Consider the following 16,222-nt stretch of genomic DNA (forward strand, 5'->3'; position numbering starts at 1 on the left):
GGCCGGGCGGAGCAGGAGCTCCGCCCGGCCCTGCGGCGGTGCACGGACATGGCCCCCGAGCGGTTCGCCCGGGAGCACTGGGCGCAGCACCCGCTGCTGACCCGGGCCGAGGACACCGGCAACTCCTTCACCGACCTGCTGGACCTGCCGGCGGTCGACGAGCTGCTCTCCCGGCGCGGTCTGCGCACACCGTTCCTGCGGATCGCCAAGGACGGCGCGGTCGTCGATCCCAAGCGGTTCACCACCTCGGGCGGGGCGGGTGCCGAGATCGCCGACCAGGTCTCCTCCGACGCGGTGCTCCGGCTGTTCGCCGACGGGAGCACCGTCGTCCTGCAGGGGCTGCACCGGCTCTGGCCGCCGCTGATCGAGTTCGCCGACCAGCTGGCCGCCGACCTGGGCCACCCCACGCAGGTCAACGCCTACATCACCCCGCCGTCCTCGCAGGGGTTCAGCCCCCACTACGACGTGCACGACGTCTTCGTGCTGCAGGTGGCCGGCGAGAAGCACTGGACCATCCACGAGCCGGTGCTGCCCGACCCACTGCGCACCCAGCCGTGGAACGACCGCGCGGCCGAGGTGGCCGCCGCCGCCGGGCGCGCGCCCGTGATCGACGCGGTGCTGCGCCCCGGTGACGCGCTCTACCTGCCGCGGGGGTTCCTGCACTCGGCGAAGGCGCTGGGCGAGATCAGCGCGCACCTGACCGTCGGCATCCAGTCGGTGACCCGCTGGGCGGCCGCCGAGTCCGCGCTGGACCTGGTGCGCACCCTGGCGGCCGAGGACCGGGCGCTGCGCGGCTCCCTGCCGCTCGGCCTGGACCTGAGCCGCCCCGATTCCGTGCGCGACGACGTCGCCGCAGTGATCGCCGGCCTGCAGGAGTGGCTGGGCCGCGTCGACCCCACCGAGGTCGCCGACCGGCTGCGCGAGCGCACGTGGGCGCAGGTCCGTCCCGAACCGGTCGCGCCGCTCGCCCAGGCGTCCGCGGCCGCGGCCCTCGGACCCGGGTCCGTCCTGCGCCTGCGCCGGCGGTTGCGGTGCTCGCTGCGGAACGACGCCGACGGCCGGGTGACGCTCGTGGGCGGGCGGCGCACGCACTCCTTCCCGGGCGAGGTGCGGGCGGCGCTGACCGCGCTGCTGGACGCCGGCGAGCTGAAGGTCGGCGACCTGCCCGGCCTCGACCCGGAGGACCGGCTGACGCTGGCCCGCCGGCTGGTCACCGAGTCGGTCGCCACCGTGCCCGACGCCGAGCTGCCGGCCGCCGGGGTGTCCCGGTGACCCGGTGGGGGGCGTGACCGCGACCGGCCCCGCGGGCGAGGACGACTTCTGCCGCACCGACGTCCCCGCCCGCCCGCTGGGCCGGCTGGACTCGACCCGCTGCTCGGTGCAGGCGCTCGAGCGCGGCGACTCCGCGGTGGCGACGGCGGCCCCGGTGTCGCGGTGGCTGCTGATCGAGCAGGCGGGCCCGTGGGGGCGGCAGGCGCTGCTGCAGTCGCGGTTCGACGCGCGGGTGGCGCGGCTGCTCACCGAGCGCGCACAGCGGGAGGGCGTGCGGGTGCTGCTGGTCCGCCGGCCCGGTGACCGGCTGGCCGACTCCGGCCGGCGCTGGGCCTACGCCGACGGCCGGCTCGGCCGCGAAGGCCTCTGGTGGTCGGTGCGGTCGGCCGACTCCGACCTGCTCACCGCCCCGTGGGACGGATCGGTGGGCGAGCCGGCTCGCGGGCCCACCTACCTGGTCTGCACGCACGGCGGCCACGACGCCTGCTGCGCGCTGCGCGGCCGGCCGCTGGCCCGGGCCCTGCCCGCGCCCGGCCCGACCGACGTGTGGGAGTGCAGCCACCTGGGCGGTGACCGCTTCGCGGCGAACATGCTGGTGCTCCCCCACGGCTTCTACTACGGCCAGGTCTCGGGGGACGGCGGGCTGGTCGTCGCCGCCCACGACCGCGACGAGGTGGCCCTGCCGTGGCTGCGCGGGCGGGCCGGGCTGGCCGCACCGGTGCAGGCCGCCCAGCACTACGCGCGGGAGGAGTTCGGCGCCCTCGGGGTCGACGACCTGCCCCCGGTCCGCGTCGACCCGCAGGACGCGGGCGGGCCGGGCGTGGAGCGGTGGGCGGTCGCGCTCGCCCACGCGGCGGGCACCGTCGTCGTCACCGTGGAGAGCCGGCCGTCACCGGAGGCGGTGCACCTCACCTGCCAGGCCACCACCCCCGGCCGGGCGCGCACCTGGCACCGGCTGTCGCTGTCGCGGGGCTGAGCGGTCAGGACAGGGCGCGACCGCGGGCGACGAGCAGCGGGATCGCCAGCTCCGTCGCGGTCAGCGACCCGTGGTAGGCGGCCAGCCGGCTGGGCCCGGGTTCGAGGCGGGGGCTGACCAGGGCCCAGCTGCCGCGGGCGAGCGCCACCACGTCGCCGATGCGGGCAGCCAGCGACTCCTCCACCGGCCCGAAGACGCCGCTGGCGATGGCCTCCCCGCGCCCCACCACCCACGCCCGGTCGCCGAGGACGCCGCGCCAGCGCGCGAGCACGTCGGCCTCCGCGCCGGGTTCGGTGTGCACGTAGCGGGCGCGGGGTTCGCCGGTGAGCAGCCGCACCCCGTCGGCGAGGTCGGGTTCGTCGTCCAGGTCCAGCCGGGTGGCCGCGGGCACGTCGAGCATCCCGTGGTCGGCCGTGACCAGCAGCGCGGCGTCGTCGGGCAGGCCGTCGACGAGTTGCTCGACGACCCGGTCGACCAGCGCGAGCTGCGCCCGCCAGCTCGGCGAGTCCACACCCCGGACGTGCCCGGTGAGGTCGAGCTCGGCCATGTACCCGTACACCAGCGCCCGGGGGCCGGCGTCCAGCGCCGAGCGCATCAGCGCGGTGAGGTCACCCGGGCCGACCGCCCCGGTGTAGCCGGCGCCCCGGTAGGCGGCCACGGTGAGGCCCGAGCCCGCGTACGCCCACGGGCCGACGGCGGTGACCGCGGCGCCGCCGGCGGCGAGCCGCTCGAACACCGTGGGCTGGGCCTGCCAGTCGGCGGGGTCGGGGTCGTCGCCCCACTGGGTGTGGTTGAGGGTGCGACCCTCCCCCGGCACGTCGGTGACGAAACCCAGGATGCCGTGGCTGCCCGGGGGGAGGCCGGTGCCGATGGTGGCGAGGCTGACCGGGGTGGTGCTCGGGCAGGGCGCCTGCAGGGTGCCCACCGGCGCGGCCAGGGCGGCCAGCGTGGGGGCGACGTCGGCGTGCGCCCGGAGCAGGTCGGCGCCGAGGCCGTCCACGAGCAGGACCGCCACGCGACGGGCGCCGTGCAGCGCGTCGGCCAGGCCCAGCGGGTCGCCGGGCAGGTCGCCCCGCGGCACGGGGGCGCCCAGGGCCGCCGCCACGCCGGGCAGCACGTCGGCGAGGGTCGCGACGCCGTAGGCCGGCCGGTGCAGGTCGGGCGGCAGCGCGCCGTCGACCGCCGGGGTCACGCGCGGGTCGCCAGCAGGTGGAGGCCCGCGGCGACCTCGCGGTAGGGCGAGGTGTCGGCGAGCGCGAGCTCGAGGTCCCGGACGGCGGCCGGGTCGGCGCCCGACGCCGTGTCCAGCAGGTCGGCGACGACGGAGACCCCGCGCCAGGCGCCCGGGGTCAGACCCGCACCGCCGACGAGCGCCAGGAGGTCGTCGGGCGCGAACCGGCGGCGGGCCGGGCGGCCGGGGGCGCCCTGGTCGCGCAGGTGCGCGAGGGCCTCGGCAGGGTGGCCGGCGACGGCGCGGGCGAGCACCGCGCCCGCCCGGTTGGCGACGGCGAGGCTCACCCGGCCCCCGGGGCGCAGGGCGCCGGCGATCTCGGCCAGGGTGACGGCGGGGTCGTCCACGACCTCGAGCACGGAGTGGCAGAGGGCCAGGTCGTAGCCGCCGTCGTCGGCGAGGACCTCGTGCAGCAGGTCGCCGTCGCCCTGGACGCCGCTCACCCGCCCGCCCACACCGGCGGTCTCGGCGCGCCGGCGCAGGGTCGCGAGCGCGTCGGCGCTGGGGTCGACGACGGTGACGCTGTGGCCCAGGCGCGCCAGGGGCACGGCGAACATGCCGCTGCCGCCGCCGACGTCCAGCACGCGGAGCGCGTTCCCGGCGCTGACCAGCGGATCGAGCGCGGCCCACACGGCAGCGGTCCGGACGGGCAGCTGCTCCGCGGTCGGCGAGGCGGGAACGGTCGGCACCCACCGGAGCCTAGCGGCGGACCGCGGCGCCCACCGCTTCCCCGCCGGGAGGCGCCGCGGACTGCTGCCCCTACTAGTACCGCGTCACGCAACCTTCGACTGGTCCAAGCTGGGCCGGCTAGTGCTTCGCGTCAGGACAATGTGCGCAGACGCGCCATTCTCGTGCCGAAAACTGACCATCTGCGCACTCCGTCGCCATCAGCGGCGGTCTCGGGAAGGCAGCCGCCAGGCAGGCGAACGTTGACGGCCGCAGTACTAGGCATCGACCGTGTCGGCGGCCCGGCGGATCTCGGCGAGATCGATGCGGCGCATCTGCAGCATCGCCTGGGTCGCCCGCTGGGCACGGGCCGGATCGGGGTCGTGGAGCAGGGTCATCAGCTCCACCGGGATCACCTGCCACGAGACGCCGAAGCGGTCCTTGAGCCAGCCGCACATGCTCTCCTCGCCGCCGTCGGTGAGCCGGTCCCAGTAGCGGTCGGCCTCCTCCTGATCGGCGCACATGATCTGGAAGGAGACGGCCTCGTTGAACGGGAACTGCGGCCCGCCGTTGAGGGCGGTGTACTCCTGGCCGTCGAGGGTGAAGTCGACGGTCAGGACGTCGCCCTCCTCCATGGGCGGCGGCATGTCGGGGCCGTAGCGGGTGATCGCGCCGATGCGGGAGTTCGGGAAGACCGAGGTGTACAGCGTCGCCGCCTCCTCGGCCTGGCCGTCGAACCACAGGCACGGGATCTGCTTGGGCATGGTCGGTTCCTCCTCCACACGCCGGCCGGGCGCCGGTGTCGGTGGTCAGACCCCCGCCGCCGGCCGGACTCATCGGTCCGCGGGCGCTCCCACCGATGTGGGCCGAGCCCCGCCGGGCCGGTCGGCCGCCGCGTCCGTTTACCGGTCGGCGACCCGAGGGCACTCCTGGCTGGTCAGTGCACCGATGACCGAGGAGTTGCCATGACCCGCGCCACCCGTCCGCACTTGCTCCGCAGGACCGCTGCCGCGTTCGCCATCACCGCTGCCTCCCTCACGACGGTCGCCTGCGGGGAGGACGTCGTCGACGACAGCGTCGAGCAGAACATCCAGGAGGGCGTCGACGAGGTCGAGCAGGAGGTCGACGACGCCACCGAGCCCGAGGGCGGCAACGGCTGAGCCCGGGCGCCGGCGCGCACCGGAACGCCCGGTTCCGGTGAGGACGAGCTGCCGCTAGCCTCCGGGCCGTGACCGTCGTCGGTGCGGGTCTGGTGCTCCTCGGGGCGGTGGTGGCCGTGCTGCAGGTGCGGGTCGCCGCGGCGGCGGGCACCGGACGGCCGATCCGCGTGTGGCACGTGTCGGAGGCGCTGCCGCGCTGGCAGCGGCACGGCTCCGACGTCGCCATCGCGGCCCTCCTGCTCGCCGGGGCCTTCGCCATCGAGCTCGGCCGGCCGGCGTGGGTCTTCTACGTGGCGATCGTCGGCGCCGGTGCCTTCGCCGCTGCTGCTCAGGCGATCGCGGTGCGGGCTTAGCCCGAGCGCGCCTCCCGCTGAGCCGGCGGCCCCGCGCCGCCCCCACCGCGGACGTGCGTCGCGGTGGGGGCGGCGGGGCTCCTGCTCAGTGGCCGGAGCTGCCGGGGCTGGAGTGCCAGAGCTTCCGCGGCGGCCCGGCGGCGGCGCGGCGGGCCGCGACCTTGGTCTCGTCGCCGGCCGGCTTGATGTCGGCGTAGGGCGACATCCGGAAGCCGGTCGGGTGGACCAGGACCGGCCGCACGACCACCGGCCGGGAGCCGTGCGAGGCGGCCGCCCCGGCGATCGCCTGCTCGGTGAACTCCCCCGGCGTCGCCATCAGGTCGCGCACCCCGTCGAGCCCGTCGGCCTCCCACGCCTCGTGCAGCGCCGGCAGCTCCCACGCCCCGGTGGCCCGCAGCGACACACCGCGTGGCCCGGTCCGGCGCAGCACCCCGCGGATGACCAGCAGCCACGAGTGGAAGACCGTCGCCGCGTAGGGGCCCTGCGCGTCCTCGAAGAAGGTCGAGTCGGTGCAGCCGGTGCCGTCGTCGAGGGTCACGAACACCACCCGGCGCCCGGATCGGATCGGCGGGGTCTGGGTGGCCACCTTGACCCCGGCGACCAGCACCTCGCTGCCGCTGCGGCAGCCGAGGAGCTCCCCGGCCGGCACCGCGCCGAGAGCGGACAGGAACGGCCGGTAGAAGTCGACGACGTGCCGGCTGGCGTCCAGCCCGAGCACCTCCAGCTCCGCCCGCACCAGCTCGGCGTCGGTGAACTCGGGCAACCCGCTGCCCTCGGCCCACTCCGGGCCGGCTGGCTCCCCGGCGGACTCCTCGGGCAGCTCCACCCCCATGAGGTCCAGGCTCAGCTGCCCGTCGGAGGTCGCCCGTGCGCCGCTGCGGCTCCACCGGTCGAGCTCGCTGATCTGCAGCAGCAGGTCGCGCCGGGTCACCTGGCGGCGCCGGCGGGTGGGCCGGCCGGCCTCCCGGTCACGCATCCCGAACCCGTAGAGCGAGTCGAACCCGCCGGCCAGCACCAGGCGCTCGACCACCGGGCGGGACACCGACGCCCGCGCCCAGAAGTCCGTCAGCGACCGGTAGGGCTGCCCGGCGACCACCCGCGCCACCTCGTCGTCGGAGATGCCCTTCACGTCCGCCAGCGACAGCCGGATGCCGTACCGGGTGGGATCGGGCATCGCGGCGGGCATCCACTCCGGGCGACGCCAGCCCCGACCCTCGACCTCCACCTCAGCTTCAGGACCCTCGCAGGTGTCGTCGGCGGGGTCGACCCCGGCGTCCTCGGCGTCGGCGTCGGCCTCGAGCCGCTCGACCCGGTAGCTGCCGCTCGAGGCGTTGACGTCGAGGCCGAGCACCCGGACGCCGAAGTTGCGGGCGTCGTCGAGGATCAGCCGCTTCGGGTACATGCCGGGGTCGTGGGTGAGCACCCCGGCCAGGAACGCCGCCGGGTGGTGGGTCTTCAGCCACGCCGACTGGTAGGTGGGCAGCGCGAACGCCGCCGCGTGCGCCTTGCAGAAGCCGAATGAGCCGAAGGCGGCCAGCACCTCCCACACCCGCTCGGCCACCTCCACCGGATAGCCGGCGGCCAGCGCCCGCGGCACGAACCACGCCCGCACCTCCGGGTGGGCGTCCTTCTCCCCCAGCGCCCGGCGCACCTCGTCGGCCTCGGCCAGCGTGCAGCCGGCCATCCGGGCCACCACCTGCAGCACCTGCTCGTGGAAGACCACCACCCCGGCGGTCTCGGCGAGGGCGAACTCCAGGTCGGGGTGGGGGTACTCGGCGTCGCGCCAGCCGTTCCGGGCCATGAGGAACGGGGTGACCATGTCGCTCTTCACCGGCCCGGGCCGGAACAGCGAGATGTCGATGATGATGTCCTCGAACGTCCGCGGCCCGAACTTGCCGACCAGCTCCCGCTGCCCCGGCGACTCGATCTGGAACATGCCGAGCGTGCGGGTGCTGCGGATCAGCTCGAACGTCGTCGGGTCGTCCCGCGGGATCGCGTCGATGTCGACGACCTCGTCGTCGGTCCGCTCGATCTCGTCGAGGGCGTGCGCGATCGCCGACTGCATCCGGATGCCGAGCAGGTCCAGCTTGAGCAGTCCCAGCTCTTCGACGTCGTCCTTGTCGAACTGGCTCATCGGGTAGCCGAGGTAGCTGCTCTCCACCGGCGTGCGGTCCAGCAGCGTGGCGTCGGAGAGCAGCACCCCGCACGGGTGCAGCGCGATGTGCCGGGGCAGCCCGTCGAGCCGGGACACGAGGTCGAACAGCAGGTCGAGGTCGCCGGTGCCGCCGGCGCGACGCGAGCCGTACCGGCTGGCCCGCAGCTCGGGCAGGTCGCGCAGCGCGGCGTGCACCTGGTTGGCCCGGATGTGCGGGAACGCCTTGGCGACGGCGTCGATCTCCGCCGGCGGCAGGCCCAGCGCCGCCCCGACGTCGCGGATGGCGTGGCGCACCCGGTAGGTGTCCATCATCGAGATGCAGCTGACCCGGTCGGCGCCGAAGCGGGCGATGACCGCGTCGTAGACCTCCATCCGCCGCGCGGACTCCACGTCGATGTCGATGTCGGGCAGCTGGTGGCGCAGCGGCGAGAGGAACCGCTCCATCAGCAGCCCGTAGCGCAGCGGGTCGACGTCGGAGATGCCCAGCAGGTAGGTGACCAGGCTGCCGGCGCCCGATCCGCGCGCCGCCGCCCGAACCCTCAAGCTCTTGATGAGGTCGACCACGTCCGCGACGGTCAGGAAGTAGGACGGGTACCCGAGGGAGTCGATGACCCCGAGCTCCTCCTCGAGCCGCTGCCGCACCCGGGCCGTGGGCGCTATGCCCCGTCGCCCCAGCCCCGCCTCGCACCGGGTGCGCAGCACCTGCGCCGGACCCATCCCCCGCTCGGCCGGCGTGGTGACGACGTCCAGCTCGGGGTGCCGGACGCTGCCGATACCCAGGTCGCCGGCGGGGTCGACGGCGCACTGCTCGGCCAGCCGGGCGGTGCGTTCGAGCAGCCGCAGGGCGGCGTCCCGGTCGGGGCCGGTCAGGTCCTCGGCGACCTCGGCCATCTCCTTGCCCGACTTCAGGTACCCCTCGGCCGTGGTCCGGTCGACGTGCCGGGCGCCCAGCGGGACCAGCCGCCGGGCGGCGTCCAGCACGTCGGCGGTCGGGGCGTCGAGGGCGTCGACGTACCGGACCGCGTTGCTCAGGACCACCGACACCTGCTGCTCGGCGGCGAACCGGAGCAGCGCCTGCGCGCGCTGCCGGTCGCCCCGGCCGCGGTGGTGCACCACCTCCAGCGCCAGCCCCGGGCCGAAGACCGCACGCCAGGCGTCCAGCTGCTCGGCGGCCAGGTCGGCCCGGCCGGCGAGCAGGGCCCGGCCCACCGGGGAGCCGAGACCGAGCAGCGGGACCAGCCCGGTGGCGTGCTCGGCGGCGATCGCCAGCGAGCTCACCGGCTCACCGCGAGTGCCGCGCAGGTGGGTGGCGCTGGCGAGCCGGCACAGCGAGCGCCAGCCGGCGCCGTCGCGCGCGAGGAAGGTGACCCGGGGCAGCCGCGGGTCGACGCTCACCCCACCGCGGGCCGGCGACCGGCGCGGGGCCGTCGCGCTCCGCGGCCGGGGGGCCCGGGCCGCGGCGGGGTCCTCCCCCAGCACGTGCGCGAGCGCCGGCGGCACGCTGGTGCCCAGTGCCGGCGCCACCGCCAGGTCGACACCGAAGATCGGCCGCACCCCGGCCGACCGGCAGGCCTGCGCGAACTTCACCGCGCCGTAGAGCCCGTCCCGGTCGGTCAGGGCCAGGGCCGGCATGCCGTGCTCGGCCGCCCGCGCCACCAGGTCGGCCGGGTGGTTGGCCCCGTACCGCATGGAGTAGCCGGAAGCGACGTGCAGGTGGACGAAGGGGTCACTCACCTGCGGGGACCGGTGGACCGGGACATCGTGGACCGGGGCGCGGCCCCGCCGACCACGTGCGGCCGCGGGTAGCGGGGCGGCTCGGGCAGCGCATCGGCGCCCAGCCCGGCCTCGACCACGGTGAGGAAACCCCGCACGTCGCGGACCAGGTCGTCGGCCTCCCGCTCGGTGACCGCCCGGGAGAGCCCCGCCTCCGCCGCGGCGCGCTTGGCCGCGCCGGCGGCGAAGAAGGTGGCCCACTCCCCCAGCTCGGGGGCGACCTCACCGAGCAGGACCCATGCGCTGCGCGGGCGCCGGCGGCCACCCTCGGGGCGGGTGCGCGCGGCGAGCACCGCGGCGGCGGCGCGGAGGGCCGCCAGGTGCGCGGTGGCGTACCGCTCCCGCGGATCGGTGGCCGCGGCCGCCTCCGCCAGGCCGCGGTGGGCCTGGCCGAGCAGCCCGATGGCCGCGGCGGGCAGCGCGGGGGGCAGCGGCAGCTGGCCGGCCGGCACGGCGCGCGCGGCGCCCATCAGTCGTGCACCCGGACGAGCCACCAGCGGTTGCCGGAGGTGTCCCACGTCAGGTCGTAGACGCCGGCGAAGCTCATGCGCGACCGCCCGGCCCGCACCGCCTCCACCCGCCACACCTCGCGGGGCGCGACCAGGTCGTCCGACGCGCCGCCCGCCTCGGCGTCCCTCAGCCACCACGGCGCCGTCTCCACCCAGGAGTCGAGCAGCTCGCCCACGACGTACCGGGACTGCCCGCGCCAGAACTGCACCGGACCCAGCGGGCCGCGTTCGACCTGCACCTCTTCGCCGGCCCGACCGACGACCTCACCGAGCACCCGGCCCATGACAGCCTCCCCTCGCCTCGCCCCGCACGCCCGCCACCCCACCGGCGGGGAAGAGAGCCGGGAAGGGCGGGCCGATCAGTCGTTCGAACAAGCGTTCGAACGAGGTCCAGTAGACCGGAGCGCTCCCCCCGCGTCAAGTCGGGTCGCGGCGTGTCCGCCCACCCGCACCGACGCCGCGCGGGAGCGGCGCCGCGGAGGGAGGACTGCGCTGGCCGACCCCGCGCCGCCCCGGCCTCTCACCTCGCGAGGGGTGCAGGATCGGCCGGGTCGGCGGACGTGCCCCGGCGCCCCGCACCGCCGGGCGCGCGCACCCCTGGGCGGTGGCAGGATCTACGCATGAGCCCACCCCCGCACCCCCGGGTGGCCGCCGTCGCCCGTGCCCTCGCCGCGGCCGGCGCCGAGGGTGAGGTGCGCACCCTCCCCGCGGAGGTCCGCACCGCGGCCGCCGCCGCCGACGCGCTGGGCGTCCCGGTCGGCGCGATCGTCAACAGCCTGGTGTTCCTCGCCGACGGTGCGCCGCTGCTCGTGCTGACCAGCGGCGCGCACCGGGTCGACGTCCTCCAGGTCGCGGCGCTGCTCGGCGTCGGCTCCCTGGTCCCGGCGCCGCCGGACATCGTCCGCGAGGAGACCGGCCAGCCCATCGGCGGGGTGGCCCCGGTGGGGCATCCCGCCCCCCTGGGCACGCTGGTCGACGTGGAGCTCGCCCGCTACGACCGGCTGTGGGCCGCGGCGGGGCACCCGGCCGCGGTCTTCCCCACCAGCTACGACGAGCTGCTCCGCATCACCGCCGGCACCGCGGCCGAGGTGGGCGGGGGCCTCCTCGACGGCACCGCCACCACCGTCGGCGGGGACCCCGTGCCCGACGCGTCCCCGCCGGATCCCGCCGGGGCGGTCGCCCCGTGACGGGCACCCGCCCCGCCACCCGCATCCTCGAACTGCCCGTCCCGTGGATGCGCGAGCACATGCACGAGGTGCTGGCGATCTACGGATTGGCCATGGGCTACGACTCGGGCATCGTCGCCGGACGGTACGGCTACGCCGTCCAGCACACCGAGCGCCCCGGGTTCCGCGCCGTGGGCGCCTTCGCCCGCACCCCCGAGGGCGAGCGGCTGGTCGGTTTCGGCTACGGCTACCTCATCGCCCCGGGGCAGTGGTGGCACGACCAGGTGCGGGCCGCGCTCGACCGGCGGACGGCGAAGAAGTGGCTGCCCGGCGCCTTCGAGGTGTGCGAGCTGCACGTGCACCCCGACACCCAGAGCCAGGGGCTCGGCCGGCAGCTGCTGCACGCCCTGGTCGAGGGGCTGCCGCACCCGGTCGCGCTGCTCTCCACGCCGGACGCCGACACCAAGGCCTTCCGGCTGTACCGCGCCGACGGCTTCGTCGACCTGGCCCGCGGCTACCACTTCCCGGGCGACTCCCGGCCCTTCGCGATCCTCGGCGCCCGGCTGCCGCTGCATCCGCACGACCCGTCCGCGGCGAACCCCCGGTCGTGACCACCTCCCCCTCCGGCACCGTTCCCCCCGGCCCCGTGGACGTCGTCGTCGTCGGCGCCGGGCACAACGGCCTCGTGGCCGCCTGCTACCTCGCCCGGGAGGGCCTGTCCGTGGAGGTCGTCGAGGCCGACGACGTCCTGGGCGGGGCGGTCTCGACCGTGGAGCGCTGGCCCGGCGTGCACGTGGACCGCGGGTCCAGCGCGCACGTGATCGTCCGGCACAGCGGCATCGTCGAGGAGCTCGGGCTCGCCGAGCACGGCCTCCGCTACATCGACTGCGACCCGTGGGGCTTCGCGCCCGCGCCCTCCCCCGGCGCCCCGGGCCCGGACGGCCGGCCGCTGGTGCTCTCCGTCGACCTGGACGCCACCTGCGCCTCGATCGAGACCGCCTGCGGGCCCGACGACGCCGCCGCCTACCGCCGCTTCGTCGAGGTGTGGGGGCCACGCAGCCGCGCCGTCGTCGCGTCGTTCGGCCGGGCGCCGTCGGCCGGCGGGCTGCTCCGCTCGTTCTGGCCGCTGGGCGCGCCCGCCGAGGGGCGGCCGCGCACCCCGGGCGGCGAGCTCGCCGTCGACTTCCTGGGCTCCGGCGACGCGCTGCTGGACAAGTGGTTCACCAGCGAGCGGCTCAAGGCGGCGCTGGCCTGGTTCGGCGCGCAGTCCGGCCCGCCGATGTCCGAGCCCGGCACCGCCGCGATGGTCGGCTGGGTGGCGCTGCTGCACGACGTCCCGCCCGGCCACCCGGTCGGCGGCTCCGGTGGCCTGACGCAGGCGCTGCGCCGGCGGCTGGAGTCCGACGGCGGCCGGGTGGTGCTCGGCGACGGCGCCGCGCGGCTGCTCGTGGAGGACGGCCGGGTCGCCGGCGTCGAGATGCGGTCCGGCCGCGTCGTGCGGGCGCCGTCGGTGGTGGCCGCCTGCCACATCGGCGTCACCCGCGAGCTGGCCGGGGACGCCGCGCCCCCCGTGCTCGCCGACGCCGCGCCGCCCGTCGGCAACGGATTCGGGCTGGTCGTGCGGGCGCTGACCGACGCCCCGCCGTCCTACCCCGGTGCCGGCCCGGAGGCGCTGCAGGGGCTGCAGCTGCTGTGCACCGACCGCGCCCAGCTGGCCGCCGCGCACGGCGACTGGGGTGCCGGGCGGCTGCCCCGCGAGCCGGTGCCGCTGGCGATGTCGTTCTCCGTCAGCGACGGGACGCTGGCCCCGCCCGGGCAGCACGTCGTCACCATCTGGGGTCAGTGGTACCCGTACGCGCTGGCCGACGGCGGCGACTGGGATGAGCTGGCCGACGCCGAGGCCCGCCGCCTGGTGGCCGCCGTCGACCGCTACGCCCCCGGCTTCGCGGACTCGGTGCGGGAGACCTACGTGCAGACCCCGCTGGCCCTGGAGCGGGAGCTGTCACTCCCCCGTGGCAACGTCATGCACGTGGAGATGGGTCTGGCCAGCATGTTCGCCCTCCGCCCCACCCCGGGGCTGTCGGGCTACCGCGTGCCGGGGCTGACCGGCCTCTACCTGGCCGGCGCCTCGACCCATCCCGGCGGGGGCGTCTCGGGCAACTCCGGGCGGACGGCGGCGCGCACGGTGCTCGCCGACCGCGGGGCACTGCCCCGGGCGCGGGCCGTCGCCGGCCGGGTGCTGCACCGGGTGCGCGGCGGGGCGCGGCAGGCGTGACGACCACCGCACCGGCCCCCGCGCCCGCCGCCGTGCGCGTGGTCCCCTGGGCCCTGACCGCGGCGCTGGTCGCCACGGCGATCGCCTACCCGCTCGCCTCGGGCTCGTTCCGGGACACCGTCTCCTGGGGCATCGTGCTGCTGGGGTCGGCGCTCTCGGTCGCGCACGCGGGCCTCAGCCGCGGCGCCCGCACCGGCGTGGGCGTGCTGGTGCTGGTCGCGCTCGTCTCGATCGCCTTCGAGTCCGTGGGGGTGGCCACCGGGTTCCCCTACGGCAGCTACTCCTACAGCGACGTCCTCGGCCCCACCCTGCTCGGCGTCCCGTTCCTGGTGCCGCTGGCGTGGCTGATGATGGCCTGGCCCAGCTGGCTGCTCGGCGAGGTGCTGGCCCGGCCGGTGCGCGCATCCCGCCGCCGGCCGGCGCGCATCGTCTGGGCCGCGGCGGTGTTCGCGGCGTGGGACGTCGTCCTCGACCCGCAACTGGTGCAGGCCGGCTACTGGACGTGGGCCGACCCGACCCCCGGGCTGCCGGGCATCGACACCGTGCCGCTGACCAACCTGGCCGGCTGGCTGCTGGCCGGGCTGGTGCTGATGACGCTGCTGGACCTGCTGGTCGAGCGCACCGCCCGGGCGCCGCGCACCGGCCCGGGCGCCCCGCTGTTCGCGCTGGCGTGGATGACGCTCGGCGGCGCGCTCGCGCACGTCGGCTGGCTGGACCTGCCGGGGTCGGCGGCCTGGGGTGCCGGTCTCGGGGCGGCCGTGCTGGTCGTCCTCGCGGTGCAGCACCGGCGCGCGGGACGACCGTGAGCGGACGTCTGCTCCGCGTGCTGGCGGGCGTCTCGGTCGCCGGAGCCGTGCACGCCGCGGTGAACGGCGCGCTGCTGCGCCGCCCCCCGGCCGACCCGCCGCCGGTGGCCCGCCCGGTCACGGTGGTGCTGCCGGTGCGCGACGAGGCCGACCAGGTCGCCGGCTGCCTGGAGGCCCTGCTCGACCAGCGCGGGGTGGCCCGGCTCCGCGTCGTCGTCGTGGACGACGGCTCCACCGACGGCACCGCCGACGTCGTGCGGGCGGTCCCCGACCCCCGGGTGGTGCTGGTGGCCGCGCCGCCGCTGCCGGCCGGGTGGCTGGGCAAGCCGCACGCCTGCGCCGTGGGTGCCGCCGCGGTCGAGGGCGGGGACGACGAGGTGCTGGTGTTCGTCGACGCCGACGTCCGGCTCTTCCCCGACGCGATCGCCGCCGCGGTCGCGGTGCTCGACGAGCACCGCCTGGACCTGGTCTCGCCGTGGCCCCGGCCGCTCGCGGTGAGCGCCGCCGAGCGCCTCGTGCAGCCGCTGGCGCCCTGGCTGTGGACCACGACCCTGCCGCTGCGGCTGGCCGAGCGCTCGCCCCGGCCCTCGCTGGCCGCCGCCAACGGCCAGTTCCTCCTGGTGCGCCGTGACGCATACGCGCGCGCCGGCGGTCATGGTGCGGTGCGCGGCCAGGTGCTCGAGGACATCGCCCTGCTGCGGGCGGTCAAGCGCGCGGGCGGCCGAGGCGTGCCCATCGACGGCTCGTGCCTCGCCGCCTGCCGGATGTACGAGGGCTGGGCCGCCGTCCGCGAGGGCTACGCCAAGTCGCTGTGGGCGTCGGTGGGCGGGACGCCGGCGGGCGGGCTCGCCGCCGTGGCCGCCCTCACCGCCGTCTACGTCGTCCCGCCGCTGGCCGCCCTCGGCGGTTCCCGCGCCGGGCTGGTGGGCTACCTGGCCGGGGTGGCCGGCCGGGTGGCCAGCGCTCGGGTGAGCGGCGGCCGCGCCTGGCCCGATGCGCTCGCCCACCCACTGTCGGTGCTGGCCCTGGACGTCCTGATGCTCCACTCGGTGCGGGGGCGGCGGCGCGGCACGCTGCGATGGCGCGGCCGACCCGTCGACGCGACCGGGCCGACGGCGTCGGCGACGATGGGCCGGTGACCTCCGCCGAGCAGCAGCGCCCGCGCACCACCTTCGACCCCGCCGCGATGGACACCGGTGCCTTCTACCGGGTGCTCAACAGCGTCGTCGTCCCCCGCCCGATCGCGTGGGTGTGCAGCCGCTCCGCCGAGGGGGTGCACAACCTGGCGCCGCACTCCTTCTACACCGTCGCCTGCGTCGACCCGCCTATCGTGCAGTTCACCTCCGTGGGGCGGAAGGACTCGCTGCGCAACGTGGAGGCCACCGGCGAGTTCACCGTGAACCTCACCCCGGAGCCGCTGTTCGAGCAGGTCAACGCCACGGCCACCGACTTCCCGCCGCACACCAGCGAGGCCGAGCAGGCCGGCGTGCGGCTGGAGCCGGCGGACACGGTGGAGGCCATGCGGGTGGCGGAGTCGCCCGTCTCGATCGAGTGCGTCCTGCACTCCACCCTGCGCCTCGGCGACAGCACCGTCGTCCTTGGCCGGGTGCAGCACATCAGCGTGTGGGCCGACGCCGTGCGGGACGGGCGGCCCCGGATCGAGCACCTCAAGCCGCTGGCGCGGCTCGGCGGCAACGAGTGGACGACGATCGGCGAGGTGCGCGAGATCGCCCGCATCCCGCACCGGGCGTGGACCGCGGACCCGTCGATCGGGGAGGCCCTCCGCCGCCGCGACGATCAGGGAACCTGATCGTGCAGCGTCCTCCCTCACCGCAGACCACGAGGGAGGACGCTCGATGATCAGGTTCCCTGATCCCGGC

16 protein-coding genes are annotated in these 16,222 nt (G+C 76.7%); 10 read left to right on the plus strand and 6 right to left on the minus strand.

The window, feature by feature from the left end; genetic code table 11:
• Positions 1 to 30 precede the first annotated feature (30 nt).
• On the plus strand, positions 31 to 1,272 hold the full coding sequence (locus QOZ88_RS17815) for a cupin domain-containing protein (protein ID WP_306001130.1): 1,242 nt from the start codon (positions 31 to 33) through the stop codon (positions 1,270 to 1,272).
• A gap of 13 nt (positions 1,273 to 1,285) precedes the next feature.
• Positions 1,286 to 2,248, plus strand: a complete 963-nt coding sequence (locus tag QOZ88_RS17820; RefSeq protein ID WP_306001059.1) for a sucrase ferredoxin — start codon at positions 1,286 to 1,288, stop codon at positions 2,246 to 2,248.
• Between the two features lie 4 nt (positions 2,249 to 2,252).
• On the opposite strand, the gene QOZ88_RS17825 is transcribed toward QOZ88_RS17820, so the two are convergent.
• The 3 genes from QOZ88_RS17825 to QOZ88_RS17835 form a co-directional block, all read right to left on the minus strand.
• Positions 2,253 to 3,440, minus strand: a complete 1,188-nt coding sequence (locus QOZ88_RS17825) for an alkaline phosphatase family protein (protein ID WP_306001060.1) — start codon at positions 3,438 to 3,440, stop codon at positions 2,253 to 2,255.
• Positions 3,437 to 4,168 carry a class I SAM-dependent methyltransferase gene (locus QOZ88_RS17830; RefSeq protein WP_306001061.1) on the minus strand — a complete coding sequence of 244 codons (732 nt, stop codon included), beginning with the start codon at positions 4,166 to 4,168 and terminating at the stop codon, positions 3,437 to 3,439. Before QOZ88_RS17830 ends, QOZ88_RS17825 begins: the two co-directional genes overlap by 4 nt.
• 255 nt (positions 4,169 to 4,423) lie before the next feature.
• Positions 4,424 to 4,909 (minus strand): VOC family protein, encoded by a 486-nt coding sequence (locus QOZ88_RS17835; RefSeq protein WP_306001062.1) that lies wholly within the window; start codon positions 4,907 to 4,909, stop codon positions 4,424 to 4,426.
• A gap of 201 nt (positions 4,910 to 5,110) precedes the next feature.
• Between QOZ88_RS17835 and QOZ88_RS17840 the strand changes: the two genes are divergently transcribed.
• Together QOZ88_RS17840 and QOZ88_RS17845 are read left to right on the plus strand one after the other, a co-directional pair.
• Entirely contained in the window at positions 5,111 to 5,305 is a 195-nt protein-coding gene (locus QOZ88_RS17840) for a hypothetical protein (protein ID WP_306001063.1), read from the plus strand.
• A gap of 68 nt (positions 5,306 to 5,373) precedes the next feature.
• Entirely contained in the window at positions 5,374 to 5,658 is a 285-nt protein-coding gene (locus QOZ88_RS17845; protein WP_306001064.1) for a hypothetical protein, read from the plus strand.
• Positions 5,659 to 5,743: 85 nt separating this feature from the next.
• On the opposite strand, the gene QOZ88_RS17850 is transcribed toward QOZ88_RS17845, so the two are convergent.
• Genes QOZ88_RS17850 through QOZ88_RS17860 form a run of 3 tightly spaced genes read right to left on the minus strand, consistent with a single transcriptional unit; the run spans position 5,744 to position 10,379 of the window.
• Positions 5,744 to 9,547: a DNA polymerase III subunit alpha gene (locus QOZ88_RS17850; RefSeq protein WP_306001065.1), complete on the minus strand. Its 3,804-nt coding sequence runs from the start codon at positions 9,545 to 9,547 to the stop codon at positions 5,744 to 5,746.
• Positions 9,544 to 10,056 carry an SAV_6107 family HEPN domain-containing protein gene (locus QOZ88_RS17855; RefSeq protein WP_306001066.1) on the minus strand — a complete coding sequence of 171 codons (513 nt, stop codon included), beginning with the start codon at positions 10,054 to 10,056 and terminating at the stop codon, positions 9,544 to 9,546. The genes QOZ88_RS17850 and QOZ88_RS17855 overlap by 4 nt, the downstream gene beginning before the upstream one ends.
• Entirely contained in the window at positions 10,056 to 10,379 is a 324-nt protein-coding gene (locus tag QOZ88_RS17860; RefSeq protein WP_306001067.1) for a DUF6504 family protein, read from the minus strand. Before QOZ88_RS17860 ends, QOZ88_RS17855 begins: the two co-directional genes overlap by 1 nt.
• 336 nt (positions 10,380 to 10,715) lie before the next feature.
• Between QOZ88_RS17860 and QOZ88_RS17865 the strand changes: the two genes are divergently transcribed.
• Genes QOZ88_RS17865 through QOZ88_RS17890 form a run of 6 tightly spaced genes read left to right on the plus strand, consistent with a single transcriptional unit; the run spans position 10,716 to position 16,152 of the window.
• Complete coding sequence (locus tag QOZ88_RS17865) at positions 10,716 to 11,282, plus strand: YbaK/EbsC family protein (RefSeq protein ID WP_306001068.1); 567 nt, start codon at positions 10,716 to 10,718, stop codon at positions 11,280 to 11,282.
• Positions 11,279 to 11,872: a GNAT family N-acetyltransferase gene (locus QOZ88_RS17870; protein ID WP_306001069.1), complete on the plus strand. Its 594-nt coding sequence runs from the start codon at positions 11,279 to 11,281 to the stop codon at positions 11,870 to 11,872. The genes QOZ88_RS17865 and QOZ88_RS17870 overlap by 4 nt, the downstream gene beginning before the upstream one ends.
• The gene (locus QOZ88_RS17875; protein ID WP_306001070.1) at positions 11,869 to 13,536 is read left to right on the plus strand and encodes a phytoene desaturase family protein; all 1,668 of its coding nucleotides are present in this window, start codon (positions 11,869 to 11,871) and stop codon (positions 13,534 to 13,536) included. The genes QOZ88_RS17870 and QOZ88_RS17875 overlap by 4 nt, the downstream gene beginning before the upstream one ends.
• Positions 13,533 to 14,342, plus strand: a complete 810-nt coding sequence (locus QOZ88_RS17880; RefSeq protein WP_306001071.1) for a carotenoid biosynthesis protein — start codon at positions 13,533 to 13,535, stop codon at positions 14,340 to 14,342. The genes QOZ88_RS17875 and QOZ88_RS17880 overlap by 4 nt, the downstream gene beginning before the upstream one ends.
• Positions 14,339 to 15,481 (plus strand): glycosyltransferase, encoded by a 1,143-nt coding sequence (locus tag QOZ88_RS17885; protein ID WP_306001072.1) that lies wholly within the window; start codon positions 14,339 to 14,341, stop codon positions 15,479 to 15,481. Before QOZ88_RS17880 ends, QOZ88_RS17885 begins: the two co-directional genes overlap by 4 nt.
• Entirely contained in the window at positions 15,478 to 16,152 is a 675-nt protein-coding gene (locus QOZ88_RS17890) for a flavin reductase family protein (RefSeq protein WP_306001073.1), read from the plus strand. Before QOZ88_RS17885 ends, QOZ88_RS17890 begins: the two co-directional genes overlap by 4 nt.
• Positions 16,153 to 16,222 lie beyond the last annotated feature (70 nt).

The organism is Blastococcus carthaginiensis (assembly GCF_030731085.1).
Classification (GTDB): domain Bacteria; phylum Actinomycetota; class Actinomycetes; order Mycobacteriales; family Geodermatophilaceae; genus Blastococcus; species Blastococcus carthaginiensis.

What these genes read in the sequence shown, in the direction of transcription:
- QOZ88_RS17835 (WP_306001062.1), bottom strand. Translation starts at nt 4,909, where the DNA reads ATGCCCAAGCAGATCCCGTGCCTGTGGTTCGACGGCCAGGCCGAGGAG.
- QOZ88_RS17840 (WP_306001063.1), top strand. Translation starts at nt 5,111, where the DNA reads ATGACCCGCGCCACCCGTCCGCACTTGCTCCGCAGGACCGCTGCCGCG.
- QOZ88_RS17855 (WP_306001066.1), bottom strand. Translation starts at nt 10,056, where the DNA reads ATGGGCGCCGCGCGCGCCGTGCCGGCCGGCCAGCTGCCGCTGCCCCCC.
- QOZ88_RS17860 (WP_306001067.1), bottom strand. Translation starts at nt 10,379, where the DNA reads ATGGGCCGGGTGCTCGGTGAGGTCGTCGGTCGGGCCGGCGAAGAGGTG.
- QOZ88_RS17865 (WP_306001068.1), top strand. Translation starts at nt 10,716, where the DNA reads ATGAGCCCACCCCCGCACCCCCGGGTGGCCGCCGTCGCCCGTGCCCTC.